This window comes from Clostridium neuense, assembly GCF_045310695.1.
GTDB lineage: Bacteria > Bacillota > Clostridia > Clostridiales > Clostridiaceae > Clostridium_S > Clostridium_S neuense.
This window is the reverse complement of record NZ_JBJIAA010000006.1, coordinates 244,183-264,990: the sequence shown is the minus strand read 5'-3', so window position 1 is coordinate 264,990 and position 20,808 is coordinate 244,183. Positions and strand designations below refer to the sequence as shown.

The 20,808-nt window shown below is 29.5% G+C and carries 23 protein-coding genes; 14 read left to right on the top strand and 9 right to left on the bottom strand.

What is annotated here, in order from left to right:
• Positions 1-620: 620 nt before the first annotated feature.
• Genes ACJDT4_RS09230 through ACJDT4_RS09205 form a run of 6 tightly spaced genes read left to right on the top strand, consistent with a single transcriptional unit; the run spans position 621 to position 6,022 of the window.
• Complete coding sequence (locus ACJDT4_RS09230) at positions 621-1,532, top strand: ABC transporter ATP-binding protein (protein ID WP_406787268.1); 912 nt, start codon at positions 621-623, stop codon at positions 1,530-1,532.
• Positions 1,526-2,272, top strand: a complete 747-nt coding sequence (locus ACJDT4_RS09225; protein WP_406787267.1) for an ABC transporter permease — start codon at positions 1,526-1,528, stop codon at positions 2,270-2,272. Before ACJDT4_RS09230 ends, ACJDT4_RS09225 begins: the two co-directional genes overlap by 7 nt.
• Before the next feature lie 14 nt (positions 2,273-2,286).
• Positions 2,287-3,006, top strand: a complete 720-nt coding sequence (locus ACJDT4_RS09220; protein WP_406787266.1) for an ABC transporter permease — start codon at positions 2,287-2,289, stop codon at positions 3,004-3,006.
• 33 nt (positions 3,007-3,039) lie between these two features.
• Positions 3,040-3,753 (top strand): response regulator transcription factor, encoded by a 714-nt coding sequence (locus ACJDT4_RS09215; RefSeq protein WP_406787265.1) that lies wholly within the window; start codon positions 3,040-3,042, stop codon positions 3,751-3,753.
• A 1-nt stretch (position 3,754) separates the two neighbouring features.
• A complete protein-coding gene (locus ACJDT4_RS09210) occupies positions 3,755-5,164 on the top strand; it encodes a HAMP domain-containing sensor histidine kinase (protein WP_406787264.1) in 1,410 nt (469 codons plus the stop codon).
• A gap of 18 nt (positions 5,165-5,182) precedes the next feature.
• Positions 5,183-6,022 carry an MmcQ/YjbR family DNA-binding protein gene (locus ACJDT4_RS09205; RefSeq protein ID WP_406787263.1) on the top strand — a complete coding sequence of 280 codons (840 nt, stop codon included), beginning with the start codon at positions 5,183-5,185 and terminating at the stop codon, positions 6,020-6,022.
• Here the strand turns inward: ACJDT4_RS09205 and ACJDT4_RS09200 are convergent.
• The gene (locus ACJDT4_RS09200) at positions 6,019-7,041 is read right to left on the bottom strand and encodes an AraC family transcriptional regulator (RefSeq protein ID WP_406787262.1); all 1,023 of its coding nucleotides are present in this window, start codon (positions 7,039-7,041) and stop codon (positions 6,019-6,021) included. The two genes, ACJDT4_RS09205 and ACJDT4_RS09200, sit on opposite strands and share 4 nt — an antisense overlap.
• Positions 7,042-7,207: 166 nt before the next feature.
• On the opposite strand from ACJDT4_RS09200, the gene ACJDT4_RS09195 reads away from it, so the two are divergent.
• The gene (locus tag ACJDT4_RS09195) at positions 7,208-7,984 is read left to right on the top strand and encodes an SDR family NAD(P)-dependent oxidoreductase (RefSeq protein WP_406787261.1); all 777 of its coding nucleotides are present in this window, start codon (positions 7,208-7,210) and stop codon (positions 7,982-7,984) included.
• Here ACJDT4_RS09195 and ACJDT4_RS09190 read toward each other — a convergent pair whose 3' ends face one another.
• From ACJDT4_RS09190 to ACJDT4_RS09175, 4 genes are all read right to left on the bottom strand, one after another.
• Complete coding sequence (locus ACJDT4_RS09190; RefSeq protein ID WP_406787260.1) at positions 7,985-8,794, bottom strand: flavodoxin family protein; 810 nt, start codon at positions 8,792-8,794, stop codon at positions 7,985-7,987. It lies immediately after the preceding gene.
• Positions 8,795-8,839: 45 nt separating this feature from the next.
• Positions 8,840-9,040 carry a hypothetical protein gene (locus tag ACJDT4_RS09185; RefSeq protein WP_406787259.1) on the bottom strand — a complete coding sequence of 67 codons (201 nt, stop codon included), beginning with the start codon at positions 9,038-9,040 and terminating at the stop codon, positions 8,840-8,842.
• Between the two features lie 16 nt (positions 9,041-9,056).
• Positions 9,057-9,623 carry a TetR/AcrR family transcriptional regulator gene (locus tag ACJDT4_RS09180; RefSeq protein WP_406787258.1) on the bottom strand — a complete coding sequence of 189 codons (567 nt, stop codon included), beginning with the start codon at positions 9,621-9,623 and terminating at the stop codon, positions 9,057-9,059.
• Positions 9,624-10,021: 398 nt separating this feature from the next.
• Positions 10,022-10,189, bottom strand: coding sequence for a hypothetical protein (locus ACJDT4_RS09175; RefSeq protein ID WP_406787257.1), 168 nt, complete (start codon positions 10,187-10,189; stop codon positions 10,022-10,024).
• A gap of 292 nt (positions 10,190-10,481) precedes the next feature.
• On the opposite strand from ACJDT4_RS09175, the gene ACJDT4_RS09170 reads away from it, so the two are divergent.
• The gene (locus ACJDT4_RS09170) at positions 10,482-10,952 is read left to right on the top strand and encodes a GNAT family N-acetyltransferase (protein ID WP_406787256.1); all 471 of its coding nucleotides are present in this window, start codon (positions 10,482-10,484) and stop codon (positions 10,950-10,952) included.
• A gap of 386 nt (positions 10,953-11,338) precedes the next feature.
• Positions 11,339-11,959: a glycoside hydrolase family 73 protein gene (locus ACJDT4_RS09165; RefSeq protein ID WP_406787255.1), complete on the top strand. Its 621-nt coding sequence runs from the start codon at positions 11,339-11,341 to the stop codon at positions 11,957-11,959.
• Positions 11,960-12,541: 582 nt separating this feature from the next.
• Here ACJDT4_RS09165 and ACJDT4_RS09160 read toward each other — a convergent pair.
• Entirely contained in the window at positions 12,542-12,883 is a 342-nt protein-coding gene (locus ACJDT4_RS09160; protein WP_406787254.1) for a winged helix-turn-helix transcriptional regulator, read from the bottom strand.
• Between the two features lie 140 nt (positions 12,884-13,023).
• Here ACJDT4_RS09160 and ACJDT4_RS09155 point away from each other — a divergent pair, with 140 nt between their 5' ends.
• The 5 genes from ACJDT4_RS09155 to ACJDT4_RS09135 all read left to right on the top strand — a co-directional run bounded on the left by ACJDT4_RS09155 (position 13,024) and on the right by ACJDT4_RS09135 (position 18,267).
• Positions 13,024-13,836: a nitroreductase family protein gene (locus ACJDT4_RS09155; RefSeq protein ID WP_406787253.1), complete on the top strand. Its 813-nt coding sequence runs from the start codon at positions 13,024-13,026 to the stop codon at positions 13,834-13,836.
• Between the two features lie 152 nt (positions 13,837-13,988).
• A complete protein-coding gene (locus ACJDT4_RS09150) occupies positions 13,989-14,927 on the top strand; it encodes an ABC transporter ATP-binding protein (RefSeq protein WP_406787252.1) in 939 nt (312 codons plus the stop codon).
• Between the two features lie 11 nt (positions 14,928-14,938).
• Complete coding sequence (locus ACJDT4_RS09145; protein ID WP_406787251.1) at positions 14,939-16,135, top strand: ABC transporter permease; 1,197 nt, start codon at positions 14,939-14,941, stop codon at positions 16,133-16,135.
• A 15-nt stretch (positions 16,136-16,150) separates the two neighbouring features.
• Positions 16,151-17,314 (top strand): ABC transporter permease, encoded by a 1,164-nt coding sequence (locus ACJDT4_RS09140; RefSeq protein ID WP_406787250.1) that lies wholly within the window; start codon positions 16,151-16,153, stop codon positions 17,312-17,314.
• A 401-nt stretch (positions 17,315-17,715) separates the two neighbouring features.
• The gene (locus ACJDT4_RS09135) at positions 17,716-18,267 is read left to right on the top strand and encodes a DUF6609 family protein (protein ID WP_406787249.1); all 552 of its coding nucleotides are present in this window, start codon (positions 17,716-17,718) and stop codon (positions 18,265-18,267) included.
• Positions 18,268-18,440: 173 nt separating this feature from the next.
• Here ACJDT4_RS09135 and folK read toward each other — a convergent pair whose 3' ends face one another.
• From folK to ACJDT4_RS09120, 3 genes are read right to left on the bottom strand one after another with little or no spacing between them, the layout of a single operon-like run.
• Positions 18,441-19,256 carry a 2-amino-4-hydroxy-6-hydroxymethyldihydropteridine diphosphokinase gene (folK, locus tag ACJDT4_RS09130; RefSeq protein ID WP_406787248.1) on the bottom strand — a complete coding sequence of 272 codons (816 nt, stop codon included), beginning with the start codon at positions 19,254-19,256 and terminating at the stop codon, positions 18,441-18,443.
• 4 nt (positions 19,257-19,260) lie between these two features.
• The gene (gene folP, locus ACJDT4_RS09125) at positions 19,261-20,067 is read right to left on the bottom strand and encodes a dihydropteroate synthase (RefSeq protein WP_406787247.1); all 807 of its coding nucleotides are present in this window, start codon (positions 20,065-20,067) and stop codon (positions 19,261-19,263) included.
• Between the two features lie 9 nt (positions 20,068-20,076).
• The gene (locus ACJDT4_RS09120; protein ID WP_406787246.1) at positions 20,077-20,562 is read right to left on the bottom strand and encodes an HD domain-containing protein; all 486 of its coding nucleotides are present in this window, start codon (positions 20,560-20,562) and stop codon (positions 20,077-20,079) included.
• Positions 20,563-20,808 lie beyond the last annotated feature (246 nt).

Below are 20,808 nucleotides of genomic sequence, written 5' to 3'. Positions count from 1 at the left end.
AACAATGTGAGGAGTTATCAAAAAAAATTGCATAAAAAGTTCGACCTTTTGTGTCTAAAATATTGACATTGATCCAAGTTCCTTCAATATTATTGTTTCGCTTGCAGTAAAATTAAGGAATATATACATATTAGAGTTTGGGCATAGCCCATGTGATTATTGAACAAAATGTTATGTACTTTCCATAATACCTTTCTCTACGAAAAATACGCTGTAAATATGGCTAATCATATATATTTAATAAAACATATAATATTATTTTATATAATGGACTGCACAGGTTAACACTCAAAATTCTGTATGTACGGAGGAATTTTTTCCTTGCACTACGTGGAAGCGAAGTAACAGTGATTTGGAACGATTTAAAAAAGATTCAATAAATCTTGGGTGAAAAAATATAAAATACTTAGATATTTCAATTGTTTGAGCATTTTTTCAGCGAGTTATTGAAATATCTTAGGATTTTATGATTTTTTTACCTTAGATTTATAGAATCTTTTTTATGTGACGAAGCATTATTACTTCGCATTTGTTTATTAAGGTTAAATTAAGGTACTGTGAATAATAACTTAAACTTAGTTAATTATAATAAACTCATAAAGTTAATCGGGAGGAAGAAAATGAGTGATTATATAGTTGAGACTAAGGATTTAGTGAAAGAATTTAAGGATTTTAAGGCTGTTAAAGGATTAAATTTAAAGGTTAAAAAAGGAACAGTGTATGGATTTTTGGGACCAAATGGAGCTGGAAAATCTACAACCATAAGAATGCTTTTAGGGTTAGTTAAACCAACAGCTGGTAGTGTTAAGGTTTTAGGAAAAAGCATTGAGCGTGAAAGAGAGGAAATTTTAAAAAATGTAGGTGCTTTGGTAGAAAGTCCATCTTACTATGAGCACTTGACAGCATATGAAAATTTAGAGATAACGAGAAAAATTTTAAAGCTAAATAAATCTGAAATTGATAGAGTACTTGATTTTGTAAAATTATCAGAGGTTAGAAATAAAAAGGTAAAGGAATTTTCACTTGGAATGAAGCAGAGGTTAGGAATAGCACAGGCTTTAATGGGAAATCCAGAGCTTATAATTTTGGATGAGCCTACAAATGGATTAGACCCAGCTGGAATTCATGAAATTAGAGCTTTAATTAAATCACTTCCAGAAAAGAACGGAACTACAGTTATAGTTTCAAGCCACATTTTAAGTGAAATAGAATTAATGGCTACTGATGTAGCAATAATTAAAAAAGGTGAACTTTTGTATCAAGGAAGTATAGATGCTTTAAGAAAGAACTGTAGTAAGCAAATTATGGTAGCTGTTTCAAGTAAAAATGAAGCAACAGAGTTACTTATAAAAAGAGGATATAAAGTTAAAGAAGAAAAAGGAAAGTTAGCAGTCAAGGGAGAAGGATTAACCGCAGCTAAGCTTTGCAAAGAGCTTGTTTTATCGGGTTACGATGTTAATTATTTATCTGAAGATGAAAAATCTCTAGAGGATATATTCTTATCATTAACCGTGGAGGGAGAAGCATGTTAGGAAAATTCGTAATTAATGATATTTTTAAACAAAAGAGAACTAAGCTTCTATTGTTTGTTATAACTATCCCTACCTTTATTTCACTACTTTTATATATAGATATGCATATAAGGTATAAAAGTTATTTATATCCACTTGCTTTAAAAGAGGGAATTACCTCCTGGCAAATGCTTGTAGAGCAACAAAGAATACTGTATTTTAATGAGTTCTTACCTTTGTTTTGCGCAATCATAATTTCAGCTCTATTTGAAAATGAGTATAAAAACAATGGTTGGATACTTACATTAACTTACCCGGTTTCAAGATCCAAGGTAATTATTTCAAAGTTTATAACTAGTTTAATATATATGATTGTTATGTTAATTACCAATATTATATGTCTAATTATAGTTGGAAAACTAAGTGGATTTCCTGAAGCTGTTAATGAAATGTATTTTGCAAAAATATTTTTTATACAGTTTATGGCTTCAGCTGCGGTAATGGTTATACACTTATATCTAACAATAAAAAATAAAAACACACTTGTTTCAATTGGTACAGCAGCAGTGCTATGTATTATTTCTTCAAATTTATTTTACAATGAGAGCAGTATAAGTAAGTTCAATCCATATTCTTTTGCATCATTTGTATATGGGTTTATACCGGTAGATTTGAAAATTTTAATTATAATATCAATATTTTTAATCGTCGTAGGTTTAGCTTTTACAATAATAAGATTTGATAAAAAAGAGTGTTATTAAGGAGCGTGTGTATTATGGAATTAATTAAAGCAGAATTACTAAAAATTAAGAGAATGTCAATTTGGGGACTAGCTGTTGCATTGCCAATTATAGCTATCATATTGGGCGTAAAAACCTATGCATATATAAAAATAAAATTTCCTGAAATTACTCCATGGGAGGGGTTAAGTGAGACATCTTCCACAGTATTTGTTGGAATGTTACTTCAAATGTTTATGATTTATGTAACAATGGTTATGGGTAAGGTTGAGAGCTTAAACAATGGATGGAAACAGCTTTTAGCTATGCCAGTTAAGAGAAGTAAAGTTTATATATCAAAGTATATTGTAGTACTTTTAGTATTAGCAGCATCTTTAATATCATATTTGATAGAGTACAGTATAGCTGCATATTTCCTTGGATCTAAAGGCATGATTCCCGCAGAAGTATTTTTAAATATATTATACGTGTTTGTAACTATTCAGCCAATTACAATTATGTTATTTTTATTAGCAAATAAATTTAGTTCCGTAGTAATACCAATTGGTACAGGCATATCCATGATTCTCTCTGGATTTTTTATAGGACAATCAAATTATTGGAAGTACGCTCCTTGGACTTATCCTATGGATATTATACATGGTGGACTTAATATAAAAACTGAAATTTTACCATTACTTATTTTAAGTTTACTTATATTTGCTTTGATATTTTATTTAGATATAATAAATTTTAAGAGGAAAGATATTGTATAATAATGCTAAAGATAGTTTTAAGAGGTGAATGAAATGGTATCGGAAAAAGAACTTTTAGACAAAAAAGTATTACTGGTGGATGATGAGGAGCAGCTTTTGAATTTATTAGAAGAGGTGCTTTATAGGGAAGGCTTTAAAAATATATACAAGGCTGCGACAGGCATAGATGGAATATTAAATGCAAAAGAAATAAAGCCGGATATAATACTTTTAGATGTTAATCTTCCAGATATTGAAGGTTACTTAGTGTGTGATAAAATAAGAAAATTTTCGTTTTGTCCAATTATATTTTTAACAGCTAAAGGTGAAGACAAGGATAAGCTTAATGGGTTAGAGGCCGGCGGCGATGATTATGTGACTAAGCCTTTTAATATAAAGGAAGTGGTTTTAAGAATAAAAGCTCAACTTAGGAGAAACAGCTATTCACCTCTAGAAGAGAAAAAGAAAGAATTTAGTTTTGGTGACATTACTATAAATGAAGATAATGGAGAAGTATTAAAAGGGGATAAATTAGTAAAGTTAACGGCTACGGAATATCAGCTGCTGCTTTTCCTTTCTAAAAATCCAAACAAGATATTTAGTAAAAGTAGTTTGTGCACGAATGTCTGGAACTATGATTATGAAGGCTATGATAACACTATAATGGTTCATATAAGACACCTAAGGGAAAAAATTGAGGATGATCCAGGGAGTCCTAGGTACATAAAAACTTTGAAAGGCTTAGGATATAAGTTGGTGGTTAAATAATATGAAAAGAAAACTCACACTTCAATTTTTATTTTGGAATATAATCGTAATATATATAGTTCAGGCTGTATTTTTTGGAGTGAATATTTTAAGTGTTCGCAAATCATTTTCTTTCTCTAAAAGTTTTTATAATTTATCCTTTGAGCCGGATAAAGTTTTGAGTGAGTATGAGCATAAGTTATTTATAAGTAAGGATTTTAATCTAAAAGGTGTAGATATAAAAAAGCTTAAGGATAATGACATATGGCTTCAAGTTTTAAATAGTTCAAGTAAGGAAATTTACAGCATAAACAAACCTAAAGAAATCCCAAAGGAGTATTTAGCAGGAGATCTTATTAGATATTCTCAAAATGAATGGACTATGCCTAGAGCGGCTACCTTGTATTCAAAAACCTTTGATAAAAATGGTGAAAAATACAGCCTTATTTTAGGTTTTCCACCTAAGCATGTTTTAACTTATAGCATTATGTTTACAGAAGAAAGTAAAAAGTTTTATATAGGACTTATAATTTTAGGTGCAATTTTAACCATAACCGCAGGATATTTATTTAGTAGAAAGCTTGCTGCTCCTGTAGCTGATATTATAGCTAATATTAAAATGTTAGCTCAAGGGCAATATAAGGTTAAAAATATAAAAGAGTCAGAAATTTATAGGGAAGTTAATGAAAATATCAAAGTACTTTCAGAAGTTTTAAAGAAAAATGAAGAAGAAAGAAAAGAAATGGAAAAAATGAAAGAGCAGTGGATTGCTAATATGGCCCATGATTTAAAAACACCTTTAGCTTCTGTTAATGGATATTCTCAATTTTTAATTGATGAGAACTATGAGTTAAGTAGCAGCGATGTTAAAAGATATGGAAAAATTATTGGGGATAAGACAAAATACATTGAAGAATTGATTAATGATCTTTCACTTATATATAAGTTTAAAAACAAGGTTGTACCTCTTAATTTCAAAAAGGAAAATATAGTAGAAGTATTGCGTGAAATAGTGATTGATATCTTGAATAATCCTACCTACAGTGACAGTAATATTAATATTGACTATTCTTCAGAGGAAATATATATAAATTGCGACAAAATATATATAAGAAGGGCTTTAAATAATTTTATATTCAATGCATTAGTACACAATCCAAAGGGCACTGAAATAAATATAGATATAAATTCAAATGAAAAAGCTGAAGTTTTTATAGAAATTAAAGACAATGGCAATGGAATTAAAGAAGAAGAGCTTAACCATTTATTTGATAGATACTACAGGGCTACTAATACTGGTGAAAGTCACAAGGGCTCAGGGCTTGGAATGGCAATTGGAAAGGAAATTATTGATATGCACGGTGGTGAAATAAAGGTTTCTAGTCAAATTTCTCAAGGAACAAGTATAAGAATTAAGTTCCCTAAAAAATAGGATTGGAGGATATTTAAAATGAAGTGTGAGGAAATAATACAATACTGCTGTAATAAAAATAGAGCATATATTGATTATCCATTTGGAGACGTGCCTATTTGTATTAAGATAAACAAAAAGATATTTGCGCAGATATATCCTTTAAAGAATGATTATAAAATAACTTTAAAGTGTGATGCTGTTTTTGGTGATTTTTATAGACAACATTATCCTGGGATAGTAGTGCGAGGATATCATTGTCCACCCGTTCAACAGCCGTATTGGAACACTGTTTATATTGATAAAATTTCGAAAAATGAACTTTTAATTATGATAGACCAGGCTTATGAGGTTGTTATGAAAAGTTTTCCTAAGAAGGTTCAAAAGATTTTAACAGAAAAAGAAGACAAGCATTTCAATATGACAATAAAAATTAGTGATGAAAAATTGCCTTCTGTTTTAGATAAAATTTTTAGAGAACATGCCAACGAAAGAATTTGTGTTGTTGGAACAACCTGCTGTGGAAAGTCATATTTAATTAATAAGCTTGATAATTGCAGAGACATGGATAAGGAGATATTTCCTTTATTAAATGAAGAGGAAACAAAAATTGTGTGTCAAACTCCGTGGACACTGGAAATTGGCAAGATAATGGATGGTTATGTAAAAGAAAAAATCAAAACAAGAGTTAATGAGCCTGTATTTGGTACAGTTCCTATAGAAAGTGACATTATTATTTATTTAAATATAAATGATGAACTTCTTAAAGAGCGCTGTAAAAGAAGAGGAGTTAAGCATAAAGAGGCTTTGGGGATGAAAAAAAGTATTGAAGATGAACTTTATTCAGTTAAAAATAAGGTTATAGAGATATGCTTTTAAAATGTTCTATAATTAAGTCTAAATTTAGCAGGAGTAATGCCAGTCCAACTTTTGAAAGCTCTATGAAAAGCACTAACTTCGGAGAAACCAAGTACATATGCAATTTCATCTATTGGGATGTTACGATTGTTAAGATAGTTAACAGCTGTATTTTTACGAGTATTTTTCAATAATTCAGAATAGGAAGTATTTTCTTTATGCAAATGTAATTGCAAGCTTCTTATGCTTAAAGACAATTTTTCAGCAATAGCTTCAATTGAAATTAGATTAGATTTTAGTAATTCTTCAGTAATTATTTTAGTGACTTTAGTAGTATAGTAAGCATTAGAAGTTAATTCTTCAATTGCATTATTGGCGCTTTTCTCAAATAAATGTAATAAACTTTTGTTTGGTTCTAGTACTGGCATACTTAGCAAATTACTATTAAATATTAGCGCATTGGATGATTTTTCAAAGAGTATGCTGCTTTGAAAAACTTTTTCATATTCGCAGATGTTTCTAGGTTTTGGATGTGTGAAATGAACTTCAATCAATTTAATATTCTTGCCACATAATAATTTAATGTATGAAAGCATTCCGGAAAGCTTAAAGTCCGAAAATTGTATATTATCTTTTAAAGAAGAATCTAAGGTTATATTGCTAAGTACTGCTTTGTTTTTCAAAAGTTGAAAACTAGAAATGCTTGTACTATCAATTAATTTTTCATATCTACAATACTTTGTCCAGCATTCATTTAAATCAGAACAATTCATTAAAACATGTCCTAAAATATTTGAAAATCCCTTTGAGAGCTGCTGTCCTTGGTGAAGACCAATATATTTATCCTTAGTTAAGGCTTCTGCAGCTTTTATGATTTTTTGTACTTCAAGTCCAGAGAGTCTATTATCTGGTGATGACAGTATTGCTTTATTAACCTTTGAAAAATCGATAACTTCAGCTATGTTAATGTTGTAATTATTATCAAATCCCATTAAAAATGCAGAAATTTTTGTTGCAGAAATTGACATGGAAGAATTCATATATTCACCATCCTATACAAATTTTAAAATGCTAATTACACAAATTTTATTTGCATTTGCGTTTTGTGTCAAGTATTTTGCACGAAATGTCATACAAAAAGACTAGTAAATACGGTATAAATATAATAATGAAAATTAATTTATGCTTTAGTGAGGATGATAAGATATGAATAAAACAGCATTAATTACAGGAGCATCAAGTGGAATTGGTTTAGAGCTTTGCAAAATATTTGCTAGAAGTAATTACAACTTAGTTATGGTTTCTCAAAATACGGAAAGACTTGAAAAAGCTAAAGCAATAGTTTTAAAGGAAAATAATAAAGTAAAGATTATTAATATTGCAAAAAATTTATCAGGACCATTATCAGCAGATGAGATATTTAATTATACAGAGAAAAATTTAATACAAATTGATGTTTTGGTCAATAATGCAGGAGTACAAGTATATGGTGATTTTCACCAGGCCGATATAGATGAGACTTTAAATATGATGTATTTAAACATGCTTTCACTTACAAAATTAACTGGATTGTATGTTAAAGGTATGGTTAAAAGGGGAGAGGGCAAAATACTTAATTTAGGATCTACAGGTTCTTTTCAGCCTTGTCCGTTAAATTCGGTATATTGTGCTTCTAAAGCCTTTGTGTTGCATTTTTCAGAGGGAATAAGAGAAGAATTAAAAGGAACGGGGGTAACAGTTACTACACTTTGCCCTGGTGCTACAAATACTAACTTTGCTAAAAGAGCTAATATTGAAAATATAAAACTTTTTAGAGGTAAACTTTTAAGTCCTGGTGATGTAGCAGAAATTGGATATAAAGCTTTGATGAATAATAAATCAGTAGTTGTTACAGGAATGAGTAATAAAGTCATGACTTGGATTGTGAGATTCATTCCAAGAAATGTCGTTACAAAGCTTGGAATGAATATGATGAAAAAATGATTAGTTAGCTTTCAAATCGGAAGGTCTTGGCGTGTTTAAGTACCATACTTTTACTATAAGTTTGCAGATTAATTTTTTTATAAAGTTTGTTTTTACAGGGTAGTAGTATTCGGCGTTATTTTTTAACCAACCTTTATTTTCCCAGTATTTATAATCTGCAAGGGTTTTATCTGCACTAAAAAAAGCATATTTCTGAAGATTAAAACTTATAAGTTTGATAAAACTAGGTTTAATTGGTGAATTAGTTGAAAGAGAATTATAAAATGCCTTTGAAGCTTTAATCATATGTTTTTCTGTATTTTTGTATAGCTTTTTAGCATCATTATCTTGAACTTTACCAGGTGGACATATAACTCCTAATTTTTGTGTTACAGAAAAGCCCCATGTACCTACTTCAAAGGAAAGCAGACTTAATACAAATTTTAAACCTACAGCACCGGTAGTAGCAATGACCATAGCATGTTTACCATTGAAATGTGGGCGGTGAGATATATAGGCAAAGCGATCTATAAAATTTTTCATAATCCAAGAAACATTATAAACATATACAGGGGTAGCAAATATAACACCATCTGAATTCATCATTTTATCTTCAATTTGTTTTTGCTCATCTTTTATAGGACAGAATTCTTCTCCTTTTTTTAGGCATTGGAAGCAGCCTTTGCATGTTTGAAGATTAGTAGTTTTAAGTAATAAATATTCGAATTCAACAGCTGTATCTAATTTGGTAATTTGTTCTTCAATTTTTTTTACTGCATTATAGGTATTTCCTTTTCCTTTTGGACTACCTATTATTACCAATATTTTCATAATTAGCACCTCCGAAATATGCTCATAGTGTTTTAAATAAAATAATTAATGTTTTATAACTTGGATAATTAAAAGAATAGCAGAAAGTGCTCCAAATACAACTGATGCAATTCCTATTTTTGCATGAAAAGCTAAGGAGTTAGTATCATTTGTAAGCCCTTTAGCTTTAATCCATGAACCGCAGATTAATGTTGATAAGAGGAGGAGAACAGTTAATATTCCTACTGATAAAGATATTATTTTCATTTGAAACCCTCCATTTTTATTTAATAATATTATTTACTATAGTATCAATAAGCGTATCTCTTTGTGTTTTATTGCTAATGTCCATGCCAGTGTATAGTTGAAAATCTTCCGAACTTATATAAATGACCTGAAGTGTTGATATTATTTCCAGAGCAATTATTCTCATTTCAATTTCATTCTTTGCACTGCCGTATATTTCTCTTATTATTGGCAATATGTAAAGTGGCACCTGCATATTACCTTGCTGCATAGTGTGTGATATAAGTATTCTGCTGAGTTTATTGTAATGCATGGTAAAATCTACAAGTTCCTTAAGCATTGCTTTTAATTTTTCTATTGGATCTTCTATTTTGTCATTTTTTGATTTTTGTAAGTCTTCTGCTAGTTCACTCATGGTATCAGAAACAGCTTTGTAAAGTAAGTTTTCTTTTGATTGAAAGTGATAATTGATTAATCCAACGCCTACATTTGCTCGTTCTGCAATTTGACGTATTGTTATTTTATCTGGTTCATCTACTTCATTTAATATATCCATGGTTACTTTTATTATTTTTTTCTTAGCATCGGTATCTTTAGAATTCATTGTGATGACTCCTTTGAATATATTTTGAACACGTTCAGTATAGCAAAATGTCTAAATTATGTCAATGATAAAAATTAATGTTTTTTGTTGCAGTTTATTAAAGATAAATCACTCTGAAACTTAAACTATTTATGTTTTGAAATATCAATTTTCAGGGAATTACGGTGGATAAATAGTTTGTAGTTGAGCTAGTTTCAATATATATTGTAATTGAGAAAAGGAATGTAATTAGAATATAAAGAGATAGTATTTTTGTAATAGAAACGGCAAGTATAGAAATAAATAGAGCATTTTTATAAATATGAAATATAATGTGAAGGTAGAGATTTAAAACGAAATGTGAATACATAAGACAATAATTATATAATAAAAAAACTGCATTGTTTGTTTTAAACAAATTATGCAGCTTTTTTATTATTTGAATTTTTATTAACCTCATTCTCATTGTATATTCGATTTTTTAAATAAGAAATTACTAAAGGGTCTGGATTATTAGACAAATTACTCATTAACATTCCAAGTTTAAAATTTTCAAAATTAAATATATCCTTTAAAATTTTTTTCATATGATCAACCTCCAAAATTATTTTTATTACACTTTTATGCTATATTAAAATTTAATAAAATGCAAAGGGGAAATCGTTTTGAATTATTAATAAATGATTAATAATATATTAACAAAATGTTAAAAGTATTGAAATCGCTTACGTAAACGTATATAATATAAAGTCAAAATTTAAAGTATCTAGAAAATTATATTCAATGCTACGAGACACTAAAATATAGATGCAGAGCTTGCTGAAGTAATCAATAAGTCAATTAATTAAAACAAATTAATCGGAATTTGGAGGAACAATAATGTTAATAAGAGAAATACAAAAGAAAGATAATGCAGAAGTTGAAGCACTCATTAGATCGTGCTTAATAGAATTTGGTGCAAATAAGCCGGGATGTGCTTGGACTGACCCTAATTTGGGATGCTTTTATGAGGTTTATCAAAATGAAAAATCTAAATATTGGGTTGTAGAAAAAGACAATAAAGTAGTGGCTGGTTGTGGCATTGGACCTTTAGTTGGTGCAGAAAATGTATGTGAACTTCAGAAAATGTATTCATTAAAAGAAGCAAGGGGCAGCGGTGTTGCAAAAAAATTGCTTGATATAGCTTTAGAGTTTGCCAGTGTGTACTATGAAAAATGCTATCTTGAAACCTTCGAAAATATGGTTGCAGCTAATAAATTTTATAAAAAGAATGGATTTATTGAATTAGACAAGCCTTTGATTGAAACTGAACATTATGCTTGCGATGTGTGGTACTTAAAAAATATATAAAGATAAAAAACATAAAAGGCTAAATTTATAAAGTTTTACAAGTTATTCATAAAGATTGAAGGCATAGAGTAGGATGATAGATAAATTTTGGTTTTACTATTAAAAATTATACATCATTTTATTTTGTGCTTATAAATGTGTGTACTAGAAGTAATCATGCTAGAGTTATTAGGTCTTCTATTGCTATTGTTCAGACTACATATTATAAAAATGGTGTGCTATAATATTATAAGAACATGAAAATTTTATTATGCTATTTTTAAGTAAGCCTTTTATTCTGTAAATTTTAAAGAATAATTTAGTTGGAGATAAGGAATGATTATCTTCTGTTTTTGGTTGCAATGAAATGGTATGCAGTATATTGATATTTAAGGGGATAATTGTAGATGTTGAATTTTAAGTTAAGTTTAAAGAAGAAAACAATAAATATAAGAGCAGTTGCAGTAATAATATGTGTTATTTTATTACTAATGTTATGTTTTATAATTACACATTCACATAGTAACAAACAAAATGTAAATCCAGTAGATAAAATAGCAATTGCAAGAAAAAAGTTTATTAATACTATTGCACCATATGCAAAAGAGGTTTATAAGCAGGATAAAATATTTGCTTCAATTACTTTAGCGCAGGCAATGCTGGAAAGTGGTACAGGCAGCTCTAAGTTAACAAAGAAAGCTAACAATCTATTTGGTATAAAGGCTAATAAATATTGGACAGGCAGGACAATACAAATGCCAACAAAAGAAAATTATAATGGAAAAGATGTAGTTGAAGTGGCAACTTTTCGTGCTTATGATAATTGGGATGAAAGTATTGAAGATCACACAAATTTTTTAAAGAAAAACAGCATTTATACACAGCATGGAGTATTTACAGCACCTAATTATGAAGCACAAGCAGAAGCAATTCAAGCGGCAGGTTATGCAACAGATCCAAACTATGCAAATCAGCTTATAGCATTAATAAAAAAATACAAGCTGTATAAGTATGATATGGATAAGTAACAATGCTTTGTCTCGTTAAATAATTTCTATAAATCTAAGTGGTGATTCTAAGCGAGTGCTTGCTTGAGGTATAGAAGGATAACGATCATATACGGGGGTTGGGATGTAATCCCATTATCCTTCTTTAACTTGTATTAGTCATCTATATATTAGCTCAAACTTCGTGCCTGTTTACTTGCTGAAAAAACGCTCAGATAATTGAAATATCTAAGTATTTTACAATTTTTGAACCAAGATTTATTAGGACTTTTTTAAATCGTTCCTTTAGCATTGTTACTTAGCCTCTACGGTGGTACAATGAAAAAATTCCTCCGTACCTACTGAATTTTAGGCGAGAATCTTTGTAACCAACTAAATATTTAAACAATATAGTTGTTACCATTAATTTGTTCTTTGAAATAGATAGACAATATGTAAGATTAAAAATAATAATACCAAGTTATCTTGTTAAACTGGAATTTAACTCACAGTGCAACTGACAGAGTACAGAGCACAGTGAAGGTGGATTTACCTTGTACTCTAAGCAAAACCTTAGATTTACAGAATAAATTTGGTATTAATCATTTCAAAGTTTCAAGTTGACTATATATATTGTGATTCATTTGAATTTATATATTCATGAGCCCATTCGGATAGATTTTCTAAAATAGGAACAAGAGTTTTTCCAGTATCAGTAAGGGAATATTCTACTCTAGGCGGTATTTCGTTGTATACAACTCTGTTAATAAGTCCATTTTCTTCAAGCGATTTAAGCTGTTGTGTGAGCATTTTTTGTGTTATTTTAGGCATTTTCTTTTTTAATTCTCCAAATCTTAAAGTACTTCTGCTCAAATACCAAAGAATAACTGGTTTCCACTTTCCTCCTATTATATCTAAAGTTAATTCCATGGAACATTGATATTCGGTATTTTTATAGCTTATCATTAGAAACATCTCCTCAAATAGTATACAAATGGTTACTATGCCACTTGTAAGTGCGTACTTGTTAGGTTTTACATTGATGTGTATTATTATAACGTAAGAGGTTTTCTTATACAAATTTCAAGTAAAATGAGGTGTAGATAGTGGAATTAATTAAAATAGAAAAAGAAAGATGTATTAAATGTGGAATGTGTACAAAGGTATGTCCAACAAAATTTTTACATATGGAGAAGAATGGAATAGACGAAAATTCTGAAAAAATTTGTATAGGTTGTGGACAATGTACTTCAGTATGTCCTAATAGTGCGATTGATAATATTAAAGCTCCTTTAGAAGAGCAAATTAAAATAGAAAAGTTTCCTGTTCTAGATGAAAAATTAGCAGAAGAATTTCTTAGATCACGTAGATCAATTCGCTGTTATAAAGATATCCCTGTAGAAAAAGAAAAGCTTACAAGGCTAGTTGATATTGCAAGGCTTGCTCCTACGGCAAGTAATAGCCAAGGAATTTCATATATTATTATTCAAAATAAAGAATTGCTTGGAAGATTAACGGAAATTGTTATGAAATGGATGGAAGAAGAAGTAAATAAATCATCAGGTTACTGGAGCTTTTCTGCCCATGTTCAAGATTACAAGGAGAATGGAAATGATATAATACTTAGGGATGCACCTAGCTTGATTTTAGGGATTGCTTCTAAGGATTTTAAGAATGGTAGACAAAATACAATTTCACAGTTTACCTATATGGAGCTTTTTGCCACAGCTTTAGGTCTAGGAAGTTGTTGGGCGGGATTATTTGAAATGTGTGCGTTTGCAGAGTGTGAACCTTTGTTGAATTTAATTAATATTCCAAAAGGTAAAGTGGTAACTGGTGCTGTTATGGTTGGATATCCTAAATACAAATTTCAGAGACTAGTTGATAGAAATCCTCTGAAAGTCAATTTTATTGAATAATGTACAAAATAAAAAGTGAGTTTTTTCACTTTTTATTTTTATATATGACAAAAGTAATGTCTATATATAAAATTCATGACCTACCTCAATGGTGGTATATTAAAATTCCCTGTATAATAAGCATGTAGGTTGAAGATGGAAGGAGTTTTAAAATGAATATTGTAGAAATAGCAAATGCCACTAAAAGATATGATGATAAGTTAGTTGTTGATAATATAAATATAGACATTGAAGAAGGAGAAATATTTGGTTTACTCGGACCTAATGGTGCGGGTAAATCAACTTTAATATCAATGATATGCGGACTTGTAAAAAAGGATAAGGGAATAATTAAGATAGGAAATTATGATATAGATAAGGAAAAAGTTAAGGCAAAGGAATACATAGGACTTGTTCCACAGGATATATGTCTTTATGAGGATTTATCAGGCTATGATAACTTAAAGTTTTGGGGAAGCATGTATAAGCTTAGAGGAGGCAAACTTAAGGAAAGAATAGAAGAGGTTGTCGAAGCGGCTGGACTTAATGAAAAAATAAAACAAAAGGTAAAAACTTATTCTGGTGGAATGAAAAGAAGGCTTAATATAGCAGCAGCAGTTATGCATCATCCACAAGTAATAATTATGGATGAGCCAACAGTGGGTATAGATCCTCAATCTAGAAATCATATACTTGAGTATACAATGAACTTAAATAAGGAGCTTGGAACAACAATAATTTACACAACTCACTATATGGAAGAAGCAGAACACATCTGCAGCAAACTTGCTATAATGGACGAAGGTAAGGTAATAGCTCATGGTACTAAGGAAGATATAAAGAGAATGGTTACAGATGAGGAAAATGCAAAAATTTCTGTTGAGGGTTATAAAGAGGAAATGGGAATTAAGCTTAAAGAAATAGATGGAGTTAGGAAAGTAACTTATTCATCAAAAGAAATAAATTTAGTGTTAAAAGATTCCAGCGAAAGTTTAAATTATGTTATTGAAAAGCTTATTAAATTCGGGGTGAAAATAAAAAATATAAATATGGAAGCACCTAGTCTTGAAAATGTATTTTTAAATTTGACTGGAAAAAGTCTTAGAGATTAGGAGGAAATAATATGTTTAAAGCTATGATAATAAAGGATTTAAAAAAGTTTGCAGCTAGTGTAAAGTTGCATATACTTTTAATATTAGTATTTCCAATAGCATTGTCGTTTATATATGGATTTTTGTATCAAAAGCAGGTTAACCCAGATAGAAATTTGACAAAGATTAAAGTTGCATTTATTGATGAGGATAAAAGCAATTATTCTAAAGGTATTGAGGATATTTTTAAGAATGATAAGCTTAAAAAGTTTATAGATTTTAATACTGAAACCAATATGGATGTTTTAAAGAAGAAGCTTAAAGATAGTAAAATTGATGCAGCTATAGAAATACCCAAAGACTTTTCTAATAAAGTTCAAGGTGGAAAAAAAGCAGATATTAAAATGATTAAGTCTCTGACCGCTGGAAATGAGACCGAAATAGTATATGGGATAATAAAATCCTACTTAGATGTTATAAATAATAACAGCATGGTCACAGAAACTTTAAAAAATGATATTGGTAGTCCTAGAAAAATTAATGAAATATCGTATAGGATAATACCTAATATAGTAAAACTCAGTACAGATAATTATTCAAAGATTAGCAATATAAAGCTTGACAAAAAGATCACAGCAAAACAATATTTTGCGGCATCTATGCTTGCTTTTATTGAATTTTATATTTTGCTCATACCAGTTACAATGATGATTAGAGAAGTTCAAGATGGAACTATAAATAGACTTATGTCTACCAGTGCAACTTATTTTAAAGTTTATGTTGAAAAGTTAGTACTAACCTTTGGAATATCTACTTTATTTATATCAACTTATATAATTATAAATTATATCCTGGGAAATGTATGGGATAAAAATATAATTGAAATTTTGACTATGATTGTACTTCAAGCATTTTTATTAACAGGAATAGCAGCAGTAGTGATGAATATATTTAAAAGCACAAAAACCTTAAATATGATTTGCGGACCGATTATAATGTTATTGGCTTTCTTTGGAGGAGCTTTTTACTATATTGATGATGCTTCACTTAAATTTAATTTTATGAAATTTACATTGAATTATTGGATTGGCAATGCATATAACAATTTAATGCTAGGAAACGGACTAGCTAGTATTACTTTAAACCTAAGCATAATTTTTATTGCAGGTGCAATTGCTATTATAATAGGAACTTTAATGGCGTGTAAAAAAAATAAAATTTACGGCTAAAATGGAGGAATTGATATGATATATATGGCATTGTTACATTTAAAAAGGCTTGTTATTCAAAGTAAAAGAGGATTATTGCTTACAATCTTAATGCCAACAGCTGTAGTTTGTCTTGTAGCATTTTTACTAGGTGGTGTTAAATCAGAGGTGTCAATAAGTATTGGCGTCGTAAATAACGATAGTGGATTAGAGGGAAACGGACTGTGCGAAAGGTTAGAAAAAGAAAATTTTGAAGTGCATAGGATTGCCAGTGAAGATGCAAAAATTAAAATAAAGAAGAATATAGAGGGAATTGTTTTGATAATTCCAAGAGATTTTACAGAAAGTATAAGGGACAGCAAAAAGCCATCAGTTGAAATTTTAAAAGCAGCAAGTGGAAATATGGATTCTTCAGTTGTAAATCAAATAAATGCATATATAGGGAAAAGAATGGTTTTATACAGAACTTCTAGTGAAATTATAAAAGCTGGAATCGCTATAGATAAAAGTAAATTTGATAGGGATATGAAAAGTGATTTTAATAAGGAATATGTTACCGTATCTTCAGAAAATGTATCAAATAGCACCCTTAGAAGTGTGGCAGGAACAGTATCCACAAATCTAATTGTAAGTTTTTTAATGTATTCCATGATGTACATTGTTATAGATTTGTATTCTTTAAAAAAAGAAAAAATACTTTTAAGAAGTTTATCTACACCAAATACAAATTCAAAGATAGCAGGTTCCATATTTTTAGCAATGTTTATGCTTTTATTTATGCAGTCTTTAACACTTGTTATTATAACAAAATTTGTATTCAATATGTATTGGGGAAAGTCTTTGTTTGCAGTAATGTTAGTGTTTTTGACACTTGACTTGGTAGTTTTAGGTGCAGGTCTTGTGGCAGCAAGATGGGCTAAAAGTGAAGATCAGATAGCACCAGTAGTATCTATTGTAGTTACATTAACTTGTGCTCTTGGTGGAAGCTTTATGCCTTTAGATCAAATTCCAAATCTACCAGCAATAATAAAGAAGATATCATATTTTACACCACAAAATTGGGCGATATCTGCATTGAATGATATAACAATTAGAAATGTTGGTGTTTATAACATTATCCCAAAGCTTTTGATATTAATCTTATTTGCAGGAGTGTTCTTTGCAGCAGGAGCAATACAATTTCGAGAAACCGCTAAGTAACAATGCTTCGTCACATTAAAGAAATTCTATAAATCTAAGGTTGAAGAATCATTCCTCCAGCATTGTTACTTACCTCTCACAGTAGTACAACAGAAAAATTCCTCCGTCTCTACGGAATTTTGGTGTGAATCTTTATAATGATAAACCATTGTGAAACTTAAAATTCATTTGTACCCAAATGCCGTCTTCTCGTCATTATGGTGTAAATGAATTTTAATAGTTGCCTGGTATATCTATAGTGGCATTATCTAATATTCCCAATCAATATTACTCCACAAAATCCTATACTTATGACAAAAGTAATGCTTACCAAGATTAAAATTATGACTTAGTTCAATGGTGGCACATAAAAAATCTTTGTATAATAAACTCATAAATTAAATGAGTGAGGGGATTTAAGGATGGAAACATTACTTTGTAAATTAGGATATAATGAAAAATTAAACTTTTTAAATAAAGGACGCTGTGGTATATGGCTTATATGGATTGGGGCTGTAATTATATTGGGTACTATTATTGGTGGGAGTAATTGCCTGAATCCACTGGTGTTTGGAGTAGGGTATAGTTTTGGTATGTTTATGATGCTTAAAAGTAAGTTTGTAAAAAAGCATTTTTCTCTTGGAGAAAACTCAAAATTTCAAAATAAAATATCCGGAATATCTATACTATTTATGTTTGTACTTATGTCATTAATATCAGGAAGGTATTTTGCTACTTATAACTATAGGATGATATGGCTTGGAGCCTTGCTTGCAACAGCAATTCATTTTATTCCATTTTCAATTGTTCATGGAAAACTTCTTTTAGTTTTATCAATTCCTTTAGCAATAAATGCATTAGTTGGAATGCTTGAACCAAGTGTTAACTTTTATTACTTTGGAATTATAGATGGCATCATAAAGATTTTATTTGGTATTATGCTTATAAAGACCAGAAAGACAATTAGTGAATAAAAAAGTAGAGGGAGTCTATATATGTCATATTTATTCTTAGTAGCTAGCTTAGTATGCAAACTATAAGCTTTTGGCAAAAGAAAATAATTGGTAGTGCTTTGAGGTTGTAATTAAAAACAATTGATTTGTCTTAACTAGGACAAGTCAATTGTTTTTTTATTACTAAGCTACTATTATTTTTTGATTTTATTTTTTATGTCAATTATGCGTTCATTCAATAATGGATGCATTTTATATGGAGCTATGTCGCATAAAGGTTCTAATACAAAAAGCCTTTCATGCATTCTTGGATGAGGTACTAGTATGTGTTCATCTTCTGTTACAATGCTATCATATAAAAGTATATCTAAATCAATTGTTCTTGGTCCCCAGTGTATTTTTCTTTCTCTTTTAAGCTTTTTTTCAACTTCAAGAAGAAAATCCATTAATTTTAAAGGTGACATTAAAGTTTCAATTTCAGCCGCTCCATTTATAAAATCATCCTGATCTAAATAACCTACAGGTGCAGTTTCATAAAAATTTGAAACTTTGTTTATGTGGCATAATTGATTTTTATCAATTAAATTTAAAGCATCATTTAAGTTCTTTTTCTTATCTCCGAGATTAGAACCAAGGGCAATGTATACAGTATGCCAAGAGCGTTCTATTTGAACAGCAACATAGTTTACTGTTTTTAAAATTGGAGCCCAAGGTTTTTTTAAAGTTAGTTTTACTGATTTTATCATAGGATAATGTACTAAAATATATCCTGCAGTTTTTTCAGCAGCGGTTTCTATAAGGTCATATTTTGTTCTTTTAAACTCATTTTCAATATCTATACAAAGCTTTGCATAATTTACTGTTTCGTTTAAGTTATCTTCGGTACTAGCTTTTTCTAAATCAAGCAGGAGCTCAAAAGACAATAAAAATTTTTGCCCTAAATTTTTCTCTTCTTTTAAAACACCATGATGTGCAAATATTTCTAAATCTTTTATAATTATTTTATCCAAGCTATTATCTCCTTACTATGGCATCGGCAACCATGCATTCTCTCTTGTTTTCAAGAACATCATGAACTCTTACAAAATCGCAGCCCTTCATTACACCTATAACAGATGTGGCTGCTGTTCCTTCAACCCTTTCTTCTGGTGGCAAATCAAGTATTTTACCTATAGTTGATTTTCTAGATGTACCTAAGAGAATAGGATATCCAAGAACTTTAAGTTTTTCAAGGTTATTCATTAAAATTAGATTTTCATCAAAATCCTTTGCAAAGCCAATGCCAGGATCTACAATTATATTTTCCTCTTGAACTCCAGCATTTAAAGCTATAGCTATACTTTCTCTGAGATCGTATATTACATCATCAACTAAATTTTTATAGTTTCTGTTATCCCTGTTGTGCATAAGGCAGCATGGAACATTATATTTTGCAGCAACCTCTGCTATATAAGGATCCTTCTTAAAACCCCAAACGTCGTTTATAAGATTGGCACCAGCTTTTATTGCAAGTTCTGCAGTTTTACCCTTGTAGGTATCTATAGATATAGGAATATCAAATTCTTTAGACAGAACTTCAATTACAGGAACAACTCGTTTAATTTCATCCTCCAGGCTAACAGGGGTATGAGATGGCCTTGTAGATTCTCCTCCAATATCTATTATATCTGCACCTTCATCAATCATTTGTTTTGCGTGTTTTAATGCAGACTCTATACTGTTGAATTTTCCGCCATCAGAGAATGAGTCAGGGGTTACATTTAAAATTCCCATTATATAAGTTCTTTTTCCTATAATAAAATTTTTATTTCCAATTATCATATTTTCACCTCAATAAGTTATAATGAAATTTTTTTTATCATCACTCCAATTGCATTTTTTTATGGCTTTACAGTTGAAGCAGTTTCTTGAGAGCTTATCGCTTTTATAAAGTATTGAACTTAAAGTTGAAGCTTCAGTTTTCTTTCTGTGATTTTTTATTGCATTAGTTACTAAGTTTATTTCCGAATCATTAAAATTAGAGACTTTCAAGATTTCTACAGCAAGTTTTGCACTTGCCTCGTTGTGAGGAATATTACTTTCATACTGCTGCCATTTGCCAATGTCGTGTAGAAGTGCGGCAGCATAAATTATATCCTTTTTTAAATTTAGTTTCTCTTCAAGTGATATTATGTATGCAATTCTAGCAACATCTAAAAAGTGATTTATGTTGTGATGGCAAAATTCTCTATGTTTTTCTAAACTTTCATTTTTATTAAGATATTTATTGAATTTGTCATTTCTCAATATTAAATTTATTCTATCATTTGTATTCATAGCTAGCTCCTCTAGAGAGTTTTTTAATATTATACCATAAAAAATATGATGTTCATTAGTTATGGAGTTTTTGCAAAAAATTAAATTAATAAATTGATAAAATAATGTAAATAAATATACCATATTATGTGTACCTTTAATATAATAATATCAAAAGTATAGATTATGGAGTTCAATTGTAATATAATAATAAGTGTAAGCAAAATGAAATTAATGCATTTGCAAGTTAAGTTATATGTGGAAATG